The organism is Algoriphagus aurantiacus, assembly GCF_035156405.1.
Taxonomy (GTDB): Bacteria; Bacteroidota; Bacteroidia; order Cytophagales; family Cyclobacteriaceae; genus Algoriphagus; species Algoriphagus aurantiacus.
The window spans coordinates 327,709-346,949 of the sequence record NZ_JAXRUT010000001.1 but is presented as its reverse complement, the minus strand read 5'-3'; the positions used below and the strand labels follow the sequence as shown (position 1 = coordinate 346,949).

19 protein-coding genes and 1 riboswitch are annotated in these 19,241 nt (G+C 40.0%); of the genes, 10 read left to right on the top strand and 9 right to left on the bottom strand.

Going from position 1 to position 19,241, the window contains the following annotated elements; translation table 11 throughout:
* Window positions 1–31: 31 nt before the first annotated feature.
* Window positions 32–2,419 carry a TonB-dependent receptor gene (locus SYJ56_RS01370; RefSeq protein ID WP_323831692.1) on the bottom strand — a complete coding sequence of 796 codons (2,388 nt, stop codon included), beginning with the start codon at window positions 2,417–2,419 and terminating at the stop codon, window positions 32–34.
* 137 nt (window positions 2,420–2,556) lie between these two features.
* A riboswitch (TPP riboswitch) is annotated at window positions 2,557–2,653 on the bottom strand.
* Window positions 2,654–2,813: 160 nt separating this feature from the next.
* On the opposite strand from SYJ56_RS01370, the gene SYJ56_RS01365 reads away from it, so the two are divergent.
* The 5 genes from SYJ56_RS01365 to SYJ56_RS01345 all read left to right on the top strand — a co-directional run bounded on the left by SYJ56_RS01365 (window position 2,814) and on the right by SYJ56_RS01345 (window position 7,310).
* Complete coding sequence (locus SYJ56_RS01365) at window positions 2,814–3,659, top strand: fumarylacetoacetate hydrolase family protein (RefSeq protein ID WP_323831690.1); 846 nt, start codon at window positions 2,814–2,816, stop codon at window positions 3,657–3,659.
* Window positions 3,660–3,671: 12 nt separating this feature from the next.
* Entirely contained in the window at window positions 3,672–4,028 is a 357-nt protein-coding gene (locus tag SYJ56_RS01360; RefSeq protein WP_323831689.1) for a TfoX/Sxy family protein, read from the top strand.
* 83 nt (window positions 4,029–4,111) lie between these two features.
* Window positions 4,112–4,522: a hypothetical protein gene (locus SYJ56_RS01355; protein ID WP_323831687.1), complete on the top strand. Its 411-nt coding sequence runs from the start codon at window positions 4,112–4,114 to the stop codon at window positions 4,520–4,522.
* A gap of 48 nt (window positions 4,523–4,570) precedes the next feature.
* Window positions 4,571–5,002: a secondary thiamine-phosphate synthase enzyme YjbQ gene (locus SYJ56_RS01350; protein ID WP_323831685.1), complete on the top strand. Its 432-nt coding sequence runs from the start codon at window positions 4,571–4,573 to the stop codon at window positions 5,000–5,002.
* Window positions 5,003–5,099: 97 nt separating this feature from the next.
* On the top strand, window positions 5,100–7,310 hold the full coding sequence (locus SYJ56_RS01345; RefSeq protein WP_323831683.1) for a DUF5916 domain-containing protein: 2,211 nt from the start codon (window positions 5,100–5,102) through the stop codon (window positions 7,308–7,310).
* On the opposite strand, the gene SYJ56_RS01340 is transcribed toward SYJ56_RS01345, so the two are convergent.
* The 6 genes from SYJ56_RS01340 to SYJ56_RS01315 form a co-directional block, all read right to left on the bottom strand.
* Complete coding sequence (locus tag SYJ56_RS01340) at window positions 7,307–8,704, bottom strand: hypothetical protein (protein ID WP_323831681.1); 1,398 nt, start codon at window positions 8,702–8,704, stop codon at window positions 7,307–7,309. The genes SYJ56_RS01345 and SYJ56_RS01340 overlap by 4 nt on opposite strands.
* A gap of 24 nt (window positions 8,705–8,728) precedes the next feature.
* Entirely contained in the window at window positions 8,729–9,661 is a 933-nt protein-coding gene (locus tag SYJ56_RS01335) for a polysaccharide deacetylase family protein (RefSeq protein WP_323831679.1), read from the bottom strand.
* Window positions 9,662–9,704: 43 nt separating this feature from the next.
* Complete coding sequence (locus SYJ56_RS01330) at window positions 9,705–9,971, bottom strand: hypothetical protein (RefSeq protein ID WP_323831677.1); 267 nt, start codon at window positions 9,969–9,971, stop codon at window positions 9,705–9,707.
* 395 nt (window positions 9,972–10,366) lie between these two features.
* On the bottom strand, window positions 10,367–11,620 hold the full coding sequence (locus SYJ56_RS01325; RefSeq protein WP_323831675.1) for a serine hydrolase: 1,254 nt from the start codon (window positions 11,618–11,620) through the stop codon (window positions 10,367–10,369).
* A complete protein-coding gene (locus SYJ56_RS01320) occupies window positions 11,620–12,675 on the bottom strand; it encodes an aminotransferase class I/II-fold pyridoxal phosphate-dependent enzyme (protein ID WP_323831674.1) in 1,056 nt (351 codons plus the stop codon). The genes SYJ56_RS01325 and SYJ56_RS01320 overlap by 1 nt, the downstream gene beginning before the upstream one ends.
* Window positions 12,676–12,684: 9 nt before the next feature.
* Window positions 12,685–13,107, bottom strand: a complete 423-nt coding sequence (locus SYJ56_RS01315; protein WP_323831672.1) for a VOC family protein — start codon at window positions 13,105–13,107, stop codon at window positions 12,685–12,687.
* Window positions 13,108–13,167: 60 nt separating this feature from the next.
* Between SYJ56_RS01315 and SYJ56_RS01310 the strand changes: the two genes are divergently transcribed.
* The 3 genes from SYJ56_RS01310 (at window position 13,168) to SYJ56_RS01300 (ending at window position 15,408) form a co-directional block, all read left to right on the top strand.
* Window positions 13,168–14,070 (top strand): patatin-like phospholipase family protein, encoded by a 903-nt coding sequence (locus SYJ56_RS01310; RefSeq protein WP_323831670.1) that lies wholly within the window; start codon window positions 13,168–13,170, stop codon window positions 14,068–14,070.
* Complete coding sequence (locus SYJ56_RS01305) at window positions 14,057–14,677, top strand: class I SAM-dependent methyltransferase (protein WP_323831668.1); 621 nt, start codon at window positions 14,057–14,059, stop codon at window positions 14,675–14,677. The genes SYJ56_RS01310 and SYJ56_RS01305 overlap by 14 nt, the downstream gene beginning before the upstream one ends.
* Window positions 14,678–14,805: 128 nt before the next feature.
* Complete coding sequence (locus SYJ56_RS01300) at window positions 14,806–15,408, top strand: trimeric intracellular cation channel family protein (protein ID WP_323831666.1); 603 nt, start codon at window positions 14,806–14,808, stop codon at window positions 15,406–15,408.
* A 65-nt stretch (window positions 15,409–15,473) separates the two neighbouring features.
* Here the strand turns inward: SYJ56_RS01300 and SYJ56_RS01295 are convergent, their stop codons facing one another.
* Window positions 15,474–16,052 carry a methyltransferase family protein gene (locus tag SYJ56_RS01295; RefSeq protein WP_323831664.1) on the bottom strand — a complete coding sequence of 193 codons (579 nt, stop codon included), beginning with the start codon at window positions 16,050–16,052 and terminating at the stop codon, window positions 15,474–15,476.
* 36 nt (window positions 16,053–16,088) lie between these two features.
* Here SYJ56_RS01295 and SYJ56_RS01290 point away from each other — a divergent pair, with 36 nt between their 5' ends.
* Complete coding sequence (locus SYJ56_RS01290; protein ID WP_323831663.1) at window positions 16,089–17,297, top strand: NAD(P)-dependent oxidoreductase; 1,209 nt, start codon at window positions 16,089–16,091, stop codon at window positions 17,295–17,297.
* A complete protein-coding gene (gene deoC / locus SYJ56_RS01285; RefSeq protein WP_323831662.1) occupies window positions 17,290–17,964 on the top strand; it encodes a deoxyribose-phosphate aldolase in 675 nt (224 codons plus the stop codon). Before SYJ56_RS01290 ends, deoC begins: the two co-directional genes overlap by 8 nt.
* Here the strand turns inward: deoC and SYJ56_RS01280 are convergent.
* Window positions 17,946–19,055, bottom strand: coding sequence for a Na/Pi symporter (locus SYJ56_RS01280; RefSeq protein ID WP_323831660.1), 1,110 nt, complete (start codon window positions 19,053–19,055; stop codon window positions 17,946–17,948). The genes deoC and SYJ56_RS01280 overlap by 19 nt on opposite strands.
* Window positions 19,056–19,241: the final 186 nt, after the last annotated feature.

Genomic DNA, 19,241 nt, shown 5'->3' with positions numbered 1-19,241 from the left:
CGTCAATGTTGATTTTAACTATGAATATCTCTTAAAACTTCAGGCTGAGTCCCAGCATAAAGTTTGTGCCAGCCATTGGGTAATAGTAATTCTCCGTTACCAATTCTCTATCGTTTTCTCCCGGAAGGAAATAGCTGAATGTGTAGCCATTTGGCTCGTACATCTCATTGAAAATGTTATTCACCAGAAGATTTAACTCCACGCTTTTGAAGAATCGTGGCTGTACGGAATAGCTGATGCGGATATCGTTTGTAAAGAAAGCATCCAGCGAGCGTGCGTCAAGACTTGAATTATCCAGATACTGCTTGCTCACATATTTACTCAGCCAGTTCAGGGAAAGATTTTTCACAGGCTTATATTCGATCATTGCAGAGGCCACCGCATTTGGAGAAAGCGCAATATCTGTATCTGTGTAAGTGAACGTTTCTTGAGTGAACTCAACTGTGCTGTAATCGTCCACATATTCAGTGAATTCCTTAATTTTATTTTGACTAAGTGCCACATTTGCGCCCAAAATCCACCTATTAGATAGCTGGTAGGCCACGTCCAACTCAATTCCTGCTCGGTATGAGTCTGCTACATTCTCCCGGATACTTGAGCCTACGTTGTTAATTTGTCCAGTAGGGATCAATTGATCTTTGTAGTCCATGAAGTAGAAATTAGCGTTATAGGAGAAACTCCCGCTTCTGGCTCTGAGTCCTGCTTCGATGTTATTCAATCGTTCAGGTTTTGGGATTTCTGTGATTGGATTGTCCGTGAAATCAGATCTTTTCGGTTCTCTGTTTGCCACTGCATAGCTCGCATACCAAGTGCGGCCGAACTTCTCGTAGCTGACCCCAACTTTTGGATTAAAGAAGTTATATTTTTCCTCTCCATCCACTATTCTTCCATCATCATTTATACCTACAAATGAATAATCAATGAATCGTAGTTGTAAATCTCCATAAAGACTTAGACCAGGGGTTAGTTCCCGTGTGGCTTTTAGGTAGATATTACGGTCATCTTTTACGGCATTATTATCATAGTATCTATCGCGGATCTCAGTATCTCCTGCGATTCTCGCCCAGATTATTTCCCCAAAATGATCTCCATCATAGCGATTTGCGCCTCCTCCAAGCACTGCATCCCATTTGCCATCATCAGAGATATAATTAAGTGAAGCTACTCCTCCGTAGAAGTCATTATCCAGCCACAGCCTTCTGATAATATCTGTATTGGTAATGACTGAATCTCCGATGATTACATTAGGAAGGCGATAGTTTGCAAAAGCATCATCATCTCTATATTGCTCGTAGTACCCACGACCGTAGGTATAGTGAAGGGCTGCGTTCGTCTTCCAGTTGCTACCGATTTTACCTGCATAAATCAATTGATAATGATCCTGTTGATAATTATCCGTTTCGTTTTCATAGGTGTAATAGTTGAAGGATCTATCGTCTTCAAGTTTTGACTCGGGTAAGCCGTACCAGCTTTGGTAGGTTTTCTCTTTCCCGGAAAAGACATTCAGTTTCAGCACATGGTTTTCTCCAAAATAACCTGCTGAGACGAAATAAGAACTTAGATCTGAGCTTGCCCGATCCACATAGCCATCTGAAGTAATTTTAGAAAGTCTGGCATCTACCGCAAATCGGTTGTTGAGAAGCCCAGACCCAACTTTGACTGTATGTTTGAATGAGTTAAATGATCCGACTGAGTTATCAACTTGCGCATAGGCATCGTCATTTCTTGTGTCGGTTTGGAAGTTGAGGCTCGCGCCAAAAGTGGCAGCTCCATTGGTGGAAGTTCCTACACCACGCTGAATCTGAAGGTTATCAACAGAGGAGGCAAAATCAGGCATATTCACCCAGAACACACCATGTGACTCTGCATCATTCATGGGAATACCATTTACAGTTACGTTGATTCTACTTTGATCCGAACCCCTGATTCTCATTCCAGTGTAACCAATTCCAGCTCCTGCGTCTGAAAAAGTCACCACCGAAGGAGTAAAGTTCAGGAGTTGAGGCATGTCCTGACCTAGATTCCGCTTAGCAAGATATTCTTTACTGATCTCCTGGAAAGTGGTTGGAGTGCTTTGAGATGCACGGGTGGCTGAAACGATAAATTCTTCGGTCATCAGATCCGTGGCCTTTAATCTTATGGTCAGTTCACCAGAATAAGGCAATTCTACAGTCTGCTTAATAGTAGTGTAACCGATGTAAGAAACCCGAATCTCAGCCTCTCCTGTTTGTAATTTGTTGATGGTGAAAAGACCATTTTCGTCTGTGATTCCACCTTTTCCCTGATTTTCTGCCCACACTGAGGCTCCTACTAAAGCTTCGCCGGATGATGCATCCAGCACTTTTCCACTAAGACTCTGTTGTGCCCAGCTTGAAATTGCAGCAAGGCAAAAAGCCAAGCTAAGAAATACTTTTTTCATGTGTAATAATTCCCTTTCGGGACATTGAGTGAAACATGAGAAAGCTCTAGGGAAGCTTCCCGTTATTGTTTACCCGGTTGCAATGCTAAAATCGAAAGTCCAGAAGGGTACCGCTTCGGAAGTTTGATTTTGTTGGTTGCTACGTTTGTTCATTTCCCTTCGCCGGCATTACCCGGATCAGGTCGTATGGGTATGATCTCAGCCCGTTTTATTAAGGCACCCCCTATGATCTATGAGCAAAGGTAATGGGGAAAAGTTGCTTCGCAAATCTGTTGATTAGAAAAATACTAATGTCAAATTTCAATTTGTCAGTTTGAATGAAGTTTTTCCTACATGACCTTTTGCCTTTCTCTCAATTCTTTTTCCTAAATTTCTAATCAAATCCTACTGACCTATGAAAATCTACAAATTGCCTTCGGGCACACTTTTGCACCATGACAATCAAGCATTTTTAGGCCCTGAAATAGATTGGGATGCGTTACTTGCTAAAGAAAATCTGAAGGATTATCTCAATGCTGAATCCAAATCTTGGAAGGCAATTTCTCCTGAAGAAGTGGAAGAATTAATTGAAAAGGGGGTTTTAGCACCGATGGGAAATCAGGAAATTTGGGCTGCTGGAGTAACATACTTCCGCAGCCGAACTGCCAGAATGGAAGAATCCCAAGATGCAGGTGGAGCAGATTTTTACGACAAAGTGTACAGTGCTGATCGACCAGAGCTATTTTTTAAAGCTACTGCTAGCCGTGTTTCCGCTCCAGGAGCAGCCGTCAATATCCGCGAAGATTCTTCATGGGATGTTCCAGAACCTGAATTGACTTTAGTGATTTCTCCCTCTGGAAAAATCCAGGGTTACACCTGCGGCAATGATATGAGCAGCAGAAGTATCGAAGGAGAAAATCCACTCTATTTGCCTCAGGCGAAAGTTTATGCAGGTTGTGCAGCCATCGGTCCTTGTCTTTTTCTTACGGACAATGCCATTGAAGAAACCTCTAATATCCGATTGGAGATTTTCAGAGACGATGTGTTAGCATTTGTAGGCGAAACTGCCCTGACGCAACTGAAGCGTAAGCCTCAGGAGTTGGCAGAATGGCTTTTCCGAGCAAATACCTTTCCGATAGGTTGCTTTCTGATGACTGGAACTGGAATTGTTCCGGATGATTTTACACTGGAAGTCGGAGATAAAGTGAGAATTGGTATTGATGAAATCGGAGTGCTGGAGAATAGCATTGCGAAAATCTAAGACCATTGAATCATGGCTTACGATGAGTTTTTAGTTGAGCGATTGGCTACAAGCTTTACTCGCAGAGGAATTACCTTCACCACCAAAAAGATGATGGGAGGAATGCTTTTCATGGTAGATGATAAAATGTGTATTGGCTTGAATCAGGATAAGAATTCTGGTAGAGACCGGATGATGGTTCGAGTCGGGGAATTTGTGCAAAGTCTGTGTATGAGACGGACAGGTTGCCGGGCAATGGAATTTACAGGAAGGTCAATGAAGGGATTTGTTTACGTTGATCCTGAGGGATTTGATATGGATGAAGACTGGGAATTTTGGGTGGACAAGGCGTTGGAATACAACCCTTTTGCAAAAAGAAGTAAAAAATAACCCCTATTATATTTCTTTCAGAATATTGGCAAAGTAATTGAATTTGATAATGCTATCCAGAGAAGTAGCAACCAATTGATTCAATGAAAAATCTTATTTCCTTCCTAATCTTAGTAGTTATTGCATTTTCATGTGATTTTAATGACTATCCTGACCTACATGAAGAGGATCAAAAGTGGGTTATCGCAGGCTATCAGGAAGGTGGCATAACAAACCCGAAATATATTGGTGTTCGGGATTCTTCTTATGTGTATTCCCTTTCCTCAGACGGTACTTTTAGAAAATCTATCGGAAAGGAACGGATCAGTGGAACCTATGAGGAGCGCTTTGAGGATGGATTGAAAAAGTTTTTCTTTCAATACGAAAACGCAGATGATCAGCTGATTCACAGTTGCAATGATGTCGAAGAGGAATTTTTCTTAAATAGTCAGGGACAGCTCACGGGAACTTGGGATGCTTGTGATGGTGCTAAATTGTATTTCAATAAGCAATAAAGTTTCAATTAGAATTTTGTCCTCATAGACTGTACACTATTTTTGTGCATGGTTCAATTTTTCCAACAGAAACTTCGCTTACCAGCTTATCCTGCAGGATATCATTTAATCACTGAGGAAATAGAAGATGCTATACCGGAAATTGGCCAAATTATAACTGGCTTTTTGCAGGTATTTATTCAGCACACCTCTGCTGCTCTAACTATAAATGAGAATGCTGATCCTACCGTCAGAAAAGACTTTCAAACCTTCATAAATGAATTAATTCCAGAATCTTATCCACGGTTTATCCACACTTACGAAGGTTCAGATGATATGCCAGCGCACATCAAGGCCAGTTTTTTTGATACAAGCTTACAAATCCCCATTTCTGGTGGAAAACTTAATATGGGAATTTGGCAGGGAATTTATCTCTGTGAATTTCGGAGAAATGGTGGGAATAGAAGCTTGATGCTCACAGCTTTTGGCGAACTCATCTGAAACGTTAGTGATCCTTGAGCGAGGATAGTTTACCATTGAAATAATAAAAGTTCTATGCTGGCTGTTTTGCGATACTTTTGTGGGCTATCACTATACTATGCGGAACTATATTCTCTTTTTTACCTTTTTTCTTTGTGGATCTAATGTGGCTTTTTCTCAATCAGAGCAAAGCTCAAATGCCTTTGCGTTTAAATTGAATAGTCCAATTGAACTAGACGGTGAACTGAATGAAGAAATTTGGCAAAATGAAGCGGGTTGGAATACGGATTTTATGCAATATTTTCCTTCCGACACTTCCCTGTCTGTGGTGCGCACCCGTGTCAAAATCGCATTTGATGACAACAATCTCTACATAGCAGCAATAATGGAGAATAATGAACCAAGAGCATATGTCTCTACTTCATTGCGACGTGATTACCGAGGACAGCAAAATGATGGAATCACCTTTGTATTTGACACATTCAACGATATGACCAATGCCTTTCAATTTGGGGTTAATCCTTATGGTGTACAGCGAGAAGGGTTATTGGCAAATGGGGGATCCAGATCTGAGGACTTGAATTTAGCTTGGGACAATAAGTGGTACACAGAGGCCAAAATCTTTGATACCCATTGGCAGGTGGAGGTAATAATCCCTTTGTCGACGATTAGATTTAAGGACGGCGCTCAAAGCTGGAATGTAAACTTTTATAGGATAGATAGTCATTTAGGAGAAAGAAGTACTTGGTCGCCTATTCCAAGAAACTTTTCAATGATTTCCACAGCGTTTAATAGAAAGTTGATTTTTGAGGAGCCAATTCGAAAAACTTCAGCGAATATTTCATTGATTCCCTATATAGCTGGTAAAACCTCTGAAAATTACCTCGAAAATACGAGTGAAAAGTTTACTCCGGCTGTCGGTGGAGATGCTAAAATTGGCATCGGGCCAGCTATGAACTTGGATTTGACATTCAACCCTGACTTTTCTCAGGTGGAGGTAGATCAACAAGTGACTAATTTAGACCGTTTTGAGATTTTCTTTCCCGAGCGTAGGCAGTTCTTCCTAGAAAATGGCGACCTATTTGACAGTTTTGGATCACGACGTTCAAGACCTTTTTTCTCAAGAAGAATTGGAGTAGACATTGATTCTGCTACAGGCCAAAACGTGCAAAGTAAGATTATTTATGGAGCTAGATTGAGTGGTAAAATAAATGAAAACTGGCGTTTGGGCATAATGAATATGCAAACGGCCACAGATGATGAAGCGGGGATTTCGGGTAAAAATTTCTCCGTAGTGGCTATCCAAAAGAAGCTGTTTGCCCGATCTAATATCGGAGTCATCTTTGTTGATAAAGAGACTCTAGCGTTGGATGAAAATCAATCTCTTTTTAATCCTGAAGAATACAATCGTTTGGTAGGTGTTGATTATAACCTTAATTCAGCAGATGGAAAATGGATGGGAAATCTTTTTTATCATCGAACTTTTGAATCTAAAGACACTGAGAAACCTTATTCAATGAATGGATTTTTGAGTTTCAATGATATCCAGTGGTCGTGGAGTTTTAGTTATCGAGATATAGGAAAAGACTTTAACCCTGAAGTAGGATTCCTTCCTAGGGTAGATTACAAGCGAATCAATCCAGAAGTATCCTATTTATTTTACCCAAACTCAAGCTTGATTAATAGGCATGGGCCTAAGTTGGAATATGAATTATTATGGAATGAGACAAATGGTAAAACCGATCGAGAGATCGGGTTAAGTTATAATATTCAGTTCAATTCCTTCTCAACAATTACCGTCTCTCAAAAAAATAAATATGTGTTTTTGTTCCGAGACTTTGATCCAACCAGAACAGGAGGCGAAAGGTTAAAGGCGGGAACGGAATACACCAATAATACAGTTGAGATAGAATATAACAGTAATCCTAGAAATGCATTCTTAATTAAACTGACGGCTGAGGCAGGGCAATATTACACAGGTAATTTTCAAACTATAATCAGTGAGATGGGACTTAGACTAGGCTATAAGGCTAATATCTCCATGAACTTTAATTATGCTCGCATTCGACTTCCTGAGCCACAAAATGATGCAGATCTAATTTTGGTTGGACCTCGAATTGATCTGACGTTTACTAAAAAACTATTTTGGACAACTTTTATCCAATACAATAATCAAATAGAGAACTTGAATATCAATACTCGATTGCAGTGGAGATTTGCTCCTGTATCGGATTTCTTCCTGGTTTATACGGATAACTATTTCCCGGAAAGCTTCCTTCCAAAAAAGCGGTCTTTGGTTTTCAAATTGAATTATTGGTTGAATCTCTAATTCTTTTCGGCCTCAACCTTCACGTGATCGCCAGTCATCAAAATCCTGCGATAGCCATCTTTTGTATCTGTGCTTACTTCCTTTCCTAGCACTTTCACTTTGGAAAATTCCACAGGAAGCTCAATAGACAAACCAGCTTTCTTTTGAGTTTGAGTGACTTCTACAGTCATCTGATCTTCTTTAGAAGTGATAGAAATACTGATTTTATTGTCCTCGACCCAGAGATTGTCTATAGAAGCTTCTTTCCAATCTGCTGGCAAATTTGGGCGAATGTAGGTCACTCTATTTTCTGCATCCCCATGAATTCCCATCAAAATCAATGTTGAAGGTTGGATCAATTCCCATCCTGGAGCTATATGCCTAGGCTTAGATTCATCAAATAAAAACAGGTCTGCATCGAGTTGAGAGATAAAATCCTTGCTCAGCTCATCTAGAATTGAATGAAGCTCCTCTGGATTGAAAGCAGAGCCTTGTGCTTCTCCAGCTTCATTAAACTCGAATAAACCAATTTTATATTTGCTCCAATCATACGCAGCTTGAAGTTCTAGATTTGGAATCGAAATCTTCGCCGTTTTTTGAAGGGAGTCTATCAATGCGAAATTGGTATCCCAATCCGAATAAAGACCCGCACGAAGATCAATCAATGTCTCCATAGCGGTGAATTCCCCTTGATCAGAACCAGCGATAAAAACTGGGATCACTTTTTCTTCATTTGCGGCTAACTCCACCGCAACTTCAAATCCTGCACTGGCCCCCAAATCCGCAACATTAGGCATACAATCTGAATTATTCGGGCTCAATGAAAACTCAGTGTTCGATCCCCAGACCGCATACCATTCGTCTGCCTCATCCTTAGCAGTGAAGACTCCAGTTACTTCATCGTAACTAATTTGGTCAAGCGCATTGCTTCCATGGGTGCTGTCCATCAACACACTAGGCTTGAGATCGGTGCTCGGCTGAAACTGAAAACGAATGCTTTTTGAGGAGTTATCCACATTCTTGATGGAGTAAAGTAGCGTGACTCCGAGCTTATCATTACTGATAATTTGGAGCTGATTTACTTCCAAACCTTGATTTTCAAGTTGATAAAATTGCTTTGCAGCAAAAGGATATTTAGTAAATGAAGTTGGGTTTTCCAGACAAACAGTCTCATCTTCTATTTTCAATGCTGCGGTAAAACCACTCAATAGCTGAATACTTTCCAACGTAATTTCCTGTTGCTTTCCTCTGATCAAGATATTCTCATTACCCATTGAGAAATCGGATCCATCTTTAATAGAAAAAGAAGGTAATTTCTCCAAACTTTCGAAAAGCAAAGCCTGCTCGGATTGAGGATTTTGGCAAGAACTGATGAGTAAAAGGAATGATGAAAGTGTAAGAAATGATGATTTCATGGAGAGATTATTTTACCTTCAAAACTACATTGTTTTGCCTACTTCTCTCCAAGTCACCAGCGTTACATTATTCTTTTCCAATAACTCCTTGGCCTTTTCGCTAGTAAAGAAATCATAATCTGCCTGTCTCCATGGCGCATGATAGCTGTCGTGACCTTTGGTCACTGCGTTCATTTCTTCATCGTCAAATGCCAAGTGGATCAAGATCACATTCAATCCTGGCTGGATGCTGTTCAGCGCATTTGTATAATAAGCATCCATTCCCGACTCGAAATGTTTTGGCTCGGCCATAAAAAGCTGATCGACTACAGGGAATTTATCCACATCAATTCCTGAAAAAAGCGATGGATTGCTTTTCACTATTCCATCTATCATTTGTTGGTTGATCATGGCTGGAATTTTCAGTTCCTGAGCAATCTTAAGATAAGAAACCAGATATTCCGGGCGACCATAGAAAAGGCAACCCATGTGAGAATCCAAGTGACTGGGAGTGATCCCCATCTGATTGGCCGCTTTTATCTGGGCACGGATTTCTTTTTCTACTTCCTCCGGGCTTGCATTGGCAGTGACTTGGGCACAGTCAGGATACATATGCCCTTTTTCATTTGTCAGACCAGGCACGGCCGTTCGACCAGCTTCAGGACCCCAGTTGAAATTAAGCCATTCGTTCGTCAGCGTAATATGAATTCCTATATCTGCATCAGGCATTTCTTTTGCCATTTCACCTACTTCAGCAGACCATCCAGTAGGCACCATCATGCTGGTTGAGTTTACCAGGCCTTTTTTCATCGCATCAAAAGTAGCCTTGGTCTGAGAGTGAGACACACCCACATCATCACCGTGAATGATAAGAAGTTTTGTATCTGCGGGATAACCGAGCTTTTCGGCAAGGTTTTGTGAAAAAGTAAGGGTTGGCAAAAAGGCCAAAAGACATAGAAAGTAGCGGAGGTTTTTCATCTTGGGTTGTTGTTTGTTCCAAGATAAAAAATCTAGTGCATTCTCAACTCTTATACTCTTTCGATTTGGTTCTGTAAACCCAGAGGTAGGTGAAAAAAGAAGTAAACACTTGAAGCATAACAAAATAAAGCCAAGTGGATGGCTCTGTAAGAGGTTCATAGTTTATTGTGTTATTGTAATAAAGCTTCGTAATAAGCAAGGCAATTAGGGTAATAGGAAGGATAATGGCTATCCAAAAATTTAAAAATGAGCGGTAAATGAATGGCGCTGGCTTTTTTGGAACTGGATTCTTGGGTTGGTGTTTTTTCATATGGTTATAATTTGCCTTTCAAAGGCCATATGGAATCTCGCATACATAATAATCATCCTAGTGTGTGACTCTAGAGTCATGCTCGATTTCATAGCTAAACTTGAATCTGTTTGTTCTAATTCCCATCAGGAGTCCTCTCTAAATTTTTTTGATTTAGGCTTAAACTCCCTGAAGTACATCCAGATACCAAAGATTACTTGAAATATTACAAATTTAGCATATGTGGAAGGCAGCTTGAAAATCTCTAAGGTAAGTGAGCCTTCAGCAATTATATGAGTTATGATGATGGTGATAATCCCAGCAGGAAGGATAAAAACCAACCAAAAGTTAAAAAAGGAGCGGTATAAGAATGGTGTATTGTTTTGTTTCATATTTAGTAATTGAGCCCTCAGGATTTATTTATCTGAATTTTCCTGATAATCTAATTTAAACATTTTCAAATCTGCTGGAATCATCTTTTTGCGTTCAGATTCCAATTGGTAGAGATAGTCTCCTAATTCGGCAAAGAAGGGAAAACCTATTTTATCATACTCATATTGGTCATCATTGAGCGTTTCGTTCTCATTTACGTAGATCACGGCTGAAACAAAAAATTCAATTCCTTTATCAAAATCCATATAATAACTCGCATCGAGCAAATGACCGTAGGCTTGTCCTGTTTTATTGAAAATACGGATGTTTGCAGGCAAATCACGTTTATCATTTCCATCTAAATAGAATTTAGAATAAGTATCCCAAAAATCTGATTTAGGGTATTTCGGAAAATCACTCTCTGCAGGAAGCATGCTCATGTATTTCAAGAAAAATTCCCTTTGATCTTCTGTGATGGAAAACCTCTCTGATTCTATAAACGCATAGGGAAATACTATTCTTTTCACCACCTCATCAAGATCCGAAAGAGCAAATTTGTTTTTATATGTAAAATCCATTCCACTCTGCACCAAGGAATCTCCAGCGTAAAAAGCTTTCCCAATTATTGAGTTATCCACGTTTGAATAGGTGGCTTCAGTTACCCGCTCGGGATTCTCAAAAATCACATTGCCAGCTGAATCCATGAAACGAATTGGATTGACGACTCTATTCTCCTCTGGGCTGGCGGAATTACTTAGCCTGTGATTGATAATGGTATGTTCTAGTCCTTTTTCTTTAAGTTTTTTGTTGATGTAATCTTGTCCCAGTAATTCATACAAGCGATTATAAGCATCATTGTCTGAGACCAGCAGGATCTTTTTGATGTAATGTGCGATGCTAGGAAGAGAATCTTTCGCAGAAAGATCCACGAAAGCAGGGGTTTGTGAAGGACGACCTGAGTCAACCAGCATAGTCGTTTCCGCAGTCAAACCCTCAATATTTTGCTCCTCCAACCATTCCAATGCAAGAATAGCAACGGGTAATTTGACTGTTGAAGCGGGATAGAAGTAGCGTTCATCATCTAGATTGACGGGATATTCGGTCATCAAAGGATTACCGTGCTCATTGCGTTCTATCTTAGTATAGATAATCTGCACCTGATACTTATCCAAATTATCGAGAACTTTCTTAAGTGCTGGATAATCTCCCAGCCCATCCTCAAAAGGAACTTTATCTGCCGGTGAGCAAGATATTACAAGTGTTGATAGCAAAACTAAAGGAGCTAAATATCTCTTCATCACACCAAACCACGGATTATTTCATTGATATACATCAGATCTCCCAATTCATGATAGGCAGAAATCACGATTCTATTTACAGATGGGCTATCTGCCGTAGGATAAGGGAATGAGGAAGTGATTATTCCAGACTTCTCAAATTCCTTTGCCCAAGTGGGATCTGAGTAGGCAAATACTGGAAAGTATTTACTTCCATGGATCTGAGAAATCATGGCAGTTTCTTGAGCAAAAATTCCGCAGGCATCCTCCAACCAGCTTTTTTTGTCTAGATACAAGTCTTCCATTTCCAAAAAAGTTTGCAAATGAGCCGGAGAACTAGGAGATGCACCTCCAAAAAGTGCAGTCGCTTTAATTTTGTTGATTTGCGAATCTTCTCCCAAAATAATTCCTGCCGGTAATCCCAGGCCTTTACCTAGAGATCCTGTCACAAGAACGTTTAGAGATGGATCAGCCAATGATTGAAAAGTGCCATATATACTATTCCCAAAAGCTCCGAAGGCATGGCTGTCATCTACTAAAAGACTTACTTTATGTTTTTTCGCTAGTTCCTTTACCCACTTATAATCATGTATATCGCAGTGGAACGGATCCACAGCATTTCCAATTATCAGTATTTTCTGAGGTGAAAGCGCATCAGATTGTTCTAAACACCAGTTTTTCCATTGCATAAAATTAAGTTGAACTGGAGCGATGTGTTGATCTGGTATTATAGCGGAATGGGAATCTGGAGCTATCCAAGTCTGATCCGAACTTGAATACAGAGATTTCCATGCTGCAATTCCTGCCAGGTATCCTGAGCTTAAAACCGCTGCCGCAGGCGCTCCTGCCGATAATGCAAATGATTCCTCAAAATCATCAAATACATTTAACCGAATGTTATTGATCCTGCTCTGACCATGATTAGCTCCAAATTCAAATAGATTATTAGCCAGAATATCCAGAAAATCCGTATTCTGAGCTATGCCTAAGTAGGATGTTCCGCTAAAGTAGAGGTATTCTCTGCCTTCTATTTCGATCATTCGACCGATTCCTGAATCCAAGTAATGGTTTTTCAAAGCGTTTGATTAATTGGCGAAAATCTGAGTTTCATCTTGAAAAGATTTGAATTCTAAGGCGTTGCCACAGGGATCTAGGAAAAACATAGTAGCCTGCTCCCCTACTTCTCCTTTGAAGCGGATATAAGGTTCTATCACAAATTCTATCCCATGAGCTTTCAGTTTATCGGCTAGTTCGTGCCATTCTTCCCATGGTAAAATAGCTCCGAAATGACGCACTGGCACATTTTTGCCATCTACTGCATTAGTTTTGGCAAGAGCCAATTCCTCAGGCTTGATATGTGCGGAAAGCTGGTGACCAAAGAAGTTGAAATCTATCCATTTGTCAGTGCTCCTACCGATCTCGCAGCCAAGGATATCACCATAGAATGCTCGGGTTTCTGCAATATCTCTGATCGGGAAAGCAAGGTGAAAAGGTTTAAATTGGCTCATAATGCGTACTTTCGTTGAAGGTTTTTCGACTTCAATTTAGTTGTTTATTCCCTAAATAATATGGAGAAAAGTAAATCGGTATCATTGGTTTTGAGCAGCGGTGGAGCGCGGGGATTAGCGCACGTGGGAGTGATCGAGGAGCTAGAAAAACGTGGCTATCACATTGCTGAAATTGCAGGTTGCTCAGCTGGTGCATTAGTTGGCGGTATGTATGCTGCAGGGAAAATCGAGGAATTCAAGGATTGGATTTGCCATTTGGATAGGTTGGATGTTTTTTCGCTGATGGACTTTACTTTTTCCAGTAGGGGATTTATCAAAGGTGAAAAAGTGTACAACGCGTTGAAAAAAGTGATTATGGATTGTCAAATTGAAGATCTTAGTGTTCCTTTTTATTGTAATGCGGTCGATTATATCAGTGGCAAAGAAGTGATTTTTCGTAAAGGCAGCTTGTATGCTGCAATTCGTGCTTCTGGAAGTATTCCCACGGTTTTTCAACCTGCTCGCTTTCATCGCCATGAGTTGATCGATGGAGGAGTATTAAATCCAGTACCACTTTCACTTTTGCTAAAAGCAGAAGAAAATATGATTGTAGTTGTAGGCCTGAATGCGGGTGATTCAGAATTGGTGATAGCGCCTAGAAAAGATTCCACAGGCAAGAGTTTCATTTCTATTCCTGCTTGGGTAATTGACTATCGTAACAAAATGCGCCAGTATTTCCCTGAGCAAGTAAAAGAAGAAAAGCCGCTATCGCTCAGTTCGATTGGTCTTATGACTCGCTCATTTGATTTGCTTCAAGATCGGTTTTCTGCCTTGTTGATCGAAAAATATGAGGTGGATGTGTCGGTTCAGGTTGCAAGAAATCAAGCTGGAACCTTGGAGTTTTATCGAGCCGAAGAATTGATTGAGATAGGTCGAGAAAAAGCAATTCAAGCTCTAGATAAATGGGAAAATGAAAATCGCTGAATTAAATAGACTTCTCGGCAATATCGACATCTATCTGCTAGATCAGATTCTAAAAGGTAGATTTTCGACAGAAATGAAAATCCTAGATGCAGGATGTGGAGAAGGAAGAAATTCAGTCTATTTCATCAATGGGGGCTATCAAGTATTTGGTGTTGACAAGAATGAAACAGCGATTCAGTACTGTAGATTCATGGCAAAGAGTCTGGATAAGAGCTATGATATACATCGTTTTCAAGTTGCAGGATTGGAAGAAATTCCATTTCATCAAGAGGCATTTGATGCTGTTATCTGTTCAGCCGTGCTTCATTTTGCTGAGGATGAAACCAATTTCTGGCAGATGATGAATGAAATGCTAAGGGTATTGAAGCCGGGTGGGATTTTGTGGTTTCGGATGACTACCGCCTTTGGTGGGATTAAAGAAAAAAGCCAATTACTTGGTGGTGGTAAATACTTGCTTCCTGATGGATCTGAAAGGTTTTTACTAGCTGAAGATCATGTGGACAAGTTGATAAAAATGGGATTGAAATTCCTAGAAAATCCAAAATCTGTTTTGGTTCATGGCCAACGCGCAATGGGAGTTTTTGTGATGGAGAAGGCTTTCTTGTGACTAACATACTGCTTCGGTTCGTGTCACGAACCGAAATAAATTTGGATGGATGTGTCACACAAACATCGGCGATAAGTTCACATCTTTGGCTTGAGCTAATTGTAGAGCATACTAATATGAATTCTTAAATGGATTTACAATACGGATTAGAACTGGTTGGTACTTTTGTTTTTGCGATCTCGGGGGCGTTGGCTATCCGAGAGCTGGAGCATGATTTGTTTGGTGCTGGGTTTACAGGGTTTATTACTGCCATTGGCGGTGGTACGCTTAGAGATATTTTGTTGGATAGTTATCCACTCGTTTGGATCGATGATGTAAAGTTTCTCTATGCAATTCTAGCGGGGATTTTGGCAGCATTTTTTTTTCCAAATTACCTTAGCAAGCTTCGCAAAACATTCTTCCTATTTGACACGCTTGGGATTGCATTTTTCACTGTACTAGGAGTAGAAAAAGCACTTAGCTTAGGTATGAGGCCTGAGATTGCAGCAATTATGGGAATGTTTTCAGCAGTGATGGGTGGAGTATTTCGGGATACTTTGACGAACCAAATTCCGATACTATTTAGGAAGGAGATCTATGCTTCTGCTTGTCTAGCAGGTGCAATAGTTTATTTGATTATCAATTCTTTCGAAGTTCCAAGAGATATTAATTTATTGATTTCCATCTCTGTGATTATTGCGATCCGATTGCTTTCTATGAAATATAAATTGAGTTTGCCGAGGTTAGACTAGCGGAATTTTCAGAGGACTAATTCAAGACTCAAATCTCGTTGAGGTAAACCTAATTCAGTTTATTCTTACCACAGCTTTGGGATAATTGACGGAACTTCTGACTTATATTTTTGGTAGGCTTCGCCAAATTGTACCACGAGTTTTTTTTCCTCAAAATATGTCCCAAAAGGTAAATAAAGTAGTAAACAACCGAAATGAACTGCTGAGGCAACTGTTCCTGAAAACAGAAAATATCCAAGAAAAATCAATACCAATCCAGCATAAAGGGGATGGCGGACTTTTGAATAAAGACCTGTGGTATCCAAGGTTTCAGTTTCTTTAGACGAAGGATCAAGTCCCAGAAAACGTTTTAATGAGTAGTTTTTGATTGATTTTGTAGCGATGATTGTCCCAAATCCAGCAAACATGTATGCTAGATAATCGGTCAGATCGCTTTTTGGTATCACTATAGTTTTTTCAATGAAAAGCGCTTGGATCATGATACCAATGAAAAGCACCACAGAAATTAGGGTGTATGCCAGTCGATACCATTTGTAAGCTTTTCCCCATTTTCCCTGCAGAATTCTTTTTAACTTGGAAGCAGCCAAAATAGAATGAAGTGTATAGAAAATGATCCAGCTAAGAGTTAGCAGCACATAATTCATCAGGGTATATTAAATTTCAGAGTAACTATAATTTTTATGAAAATCGGAATAATCCGCGAAGGAAAAAACCCTCCTGACAAACGAGTTCCTTTTACACCAGAGCAGCTGAAATCTATTCAGGAAGATTATCGAGGTAAGCTCACGATCCAGGTTCAATCAAGCCCATTTCGCTCCTACTCAGACCAGGAATTTATCGATGCTGGAATCGAAGTAGTTGATGATGTTTCTGACTGTGATGTGCTTTTCGGTGTGAAAGAAGTGCCGGTAGACCAGTTAATTGAGGGTAGAACCTATTTTTTCTTTTCGCATACCATCAAAAAGCAATCCTATAATAGGAACCTTCTTCAAGCTGTTTTGGACAAAAACATCCGACTTATTGACTATGAAGCATTGAAGGATGCTGAAGGGAATCGTGTGGTAGCCTTTGGAAGATGGGCGGGGATCATCGGAGCCTATAATGCTTTCTGGACGTATGGCAAAAAGACGGATCTTTTTGAAATAAAGCGTGCGAATGAATGCGCTGATCTTAATGAACTTCATAGCGAACTGGCTAAAGTTCAGTTGCCACCCGTTAAAATTATTTTGACCGGCTCTGGTCGTGTGGGAAATGGAGCAATGGAGATCTTGAAATCCTTGAAGATACGTGAAGTCTCTGTCCATGATTTTTTACATCTTTATTTTGATGAGCCTGTTTATGTAAAATTAAGTTCTGCGGATTACAATAGAAGGAAATCAGACGGAGGGTTCGATAAGCAAGAGTTTTATGCTTTCCCAGAGCGGTATGAAAGTCATTTTCAGAAGTTTGCTGAAGCGGGAGAAATGCTGATTTCTGGAGCTTATTGGGATCCGGATTCACCTCGCTTATTTGAATTAAAGGCTATTGCAGAGGAGGATTTCCAGCTTTCGGTGATTGCTGATGTGAGCTGTGATGTGGGCGGACCTATTCCGACTACGATAACTACCAGCACGATCACTGATCCTGTTTATGATGTGGATCGGCAAACGGGTGAGAAAATCCCAGCTTTCGGCAGCCAAACAAGTATTTCTGTGATGGCAATTGATAATTTGCCTTGTGAGCTTCCTAGAGAAGCAAGCCAAGAGTTTGGTATTCAGTTGACAAAATGGGTGATTCCGGCACTTTTGGAAGAAAACTCAGGAATACTAGAGCGAGCGACTATTGCTCGGGATGGTGATTTGACTATTGAGTTTATATACCTATCGGAATTCTTAAATCATCATGAATAACCTAAATCGATTTTTAGAATCCACTCTTTTAAAGCCTACAATGACTGGCGATGAGGTGGATTTACTGGTAAATGAAGCGATCGAAGAGCAATTTGTCGGTGTATGTATTCCTCCTTTTTGGCTGAAAAAAGTAAGAAGAGACTTAGGCGAAGAGAATGTGCAATTGGTGACTGTGATCGGATTTCCCTTTGGTTATTCTGATACGGCTACCAAGGTATTTGAAACTAGGGAGGCTATTCGTCAAGGTGCGGACGAACTGGATTTAGTCTGGTCGCAGACGGCTTACCATTCTGGAATGAACTGGCCAAAGATCGAAATTGCTCAGATCGCAAAGATTTGTCATGATGAAGAGCGAATCCTTAAAGTCATTATTGAAACAGCCAATTTGGATGAAAAACAAATCGTAGAGGCTTGTTTGATTTGCCAAGATTCAGGAGTGGATTTTGTGAAAACATCCACTGGCTATGCTTCGGCTGGAGCCAAAGTAGAAGACATCAAGCTGATGCGGGAGAATTTATCTTCCTCTGTAGGGATTAAAGCAAGTGGAGGTATCAAAACACTGGATTTTGCGCTGGAACTGATCAGGGCGGGAGCCGATAGAATAGGAACAAGCTCTGCAAAAGGGTTAATGGATTCTTGGAGAAATTCTCAATCGTTACTGAAATAAATCAGCAAAAAAGGGATGATAAAGAAGGTCAAAAGAATATAGGCAAAACCCAAGAATTTACTTTTAACTGATTTGCTGCCCATATATAAAGCCAATGTCACGGGGAGATTTCTCAATACAGGAAATGGAAGGAAAATCAAAGTTCCTATTAAGTTGAATAGGAAGTGAACAATTGCTAATGCTATTGCAGCTTCAGTCTTATAAATGGCTGCAATCGCAGCAGTAATCGTAGTTCCTATGTTGGCTCCGATGATAAAAGGAAAAGATTTTTTGACAGAAACTTTTTTATTGGCTACCAAGGGAACGACCAAGGAGGTGGTCACTGTGCTTGACTGTACTGCGGCGGTGAAAAAAGTCCCATAAACAAATGCCATGTATGGATTCTTGAAAATCAGCTCATTAATTTCCTGAAAACTATTGAGCACAAAAGCTTTATAAACCGAAGTGGACAATATCTTAATGGCTGCAAAAACCAAGAAGATCGAAAGAATCATTGTCAAGAACGGAAGGTCAATGGTATTAGAGATCCATTCTGAGATTGGTCTGGTAAATACTTTATTGTACACTATGGGTCCTACGTAGGATTCGTCTGGTGTGAAAAAGTGGGCTATTGTGATTGATATCTTGGATAAGAAACCAAAATAAACCTCCAATGGTAGTAAAAGGACCACAGTGAATATGTTAAAAATATCATGAAGCATTCCCGCAGAAAGCGCCCGCTTAAATTGTTTCTTGTTCATGATATAAGAAAGAGATACCAGAGTAGAAGTCAGGGTAGTTCCGATATTAGCTCCCATCACCATGGGTACAGCTTGTTCTAGGCTTAGATTTCCCGATGCTACTACAGCTACTATACTTGCTGTCACTGTGGAACTACTCTGAATTAGCGCCGTCATTAGTAGCCCGATGAAAAGACTAACAAAGGGATTTCTCGTAGCCATAAGAATGCTTTCTGCTACTTGACTGTTCAGATGGCTCATTGCAACAGTGAGCAAATCTATCGCGAAGATGAATAGCAGAAGTGCCAAAAGCATCTTCAGATAGCTTTTGGTCTTATTTACTTTGTTTTCTTCCGGCTCTAAGCTCTCCATCTATTAGATTCAGAATTTATTCTGTTTACTTAAATTTAACCTAAGGAATAAGGACTTACAAAGTCGAAAGAAACCATAAGAGAATCCAAATTTTTGATAAAATATTGGGCAAAAGTTGAAATTTTTTTGCGAAAAACAAGTCAAAACTATCTTTTTGAAAATGAATTACTGTTACTTAACAATTTC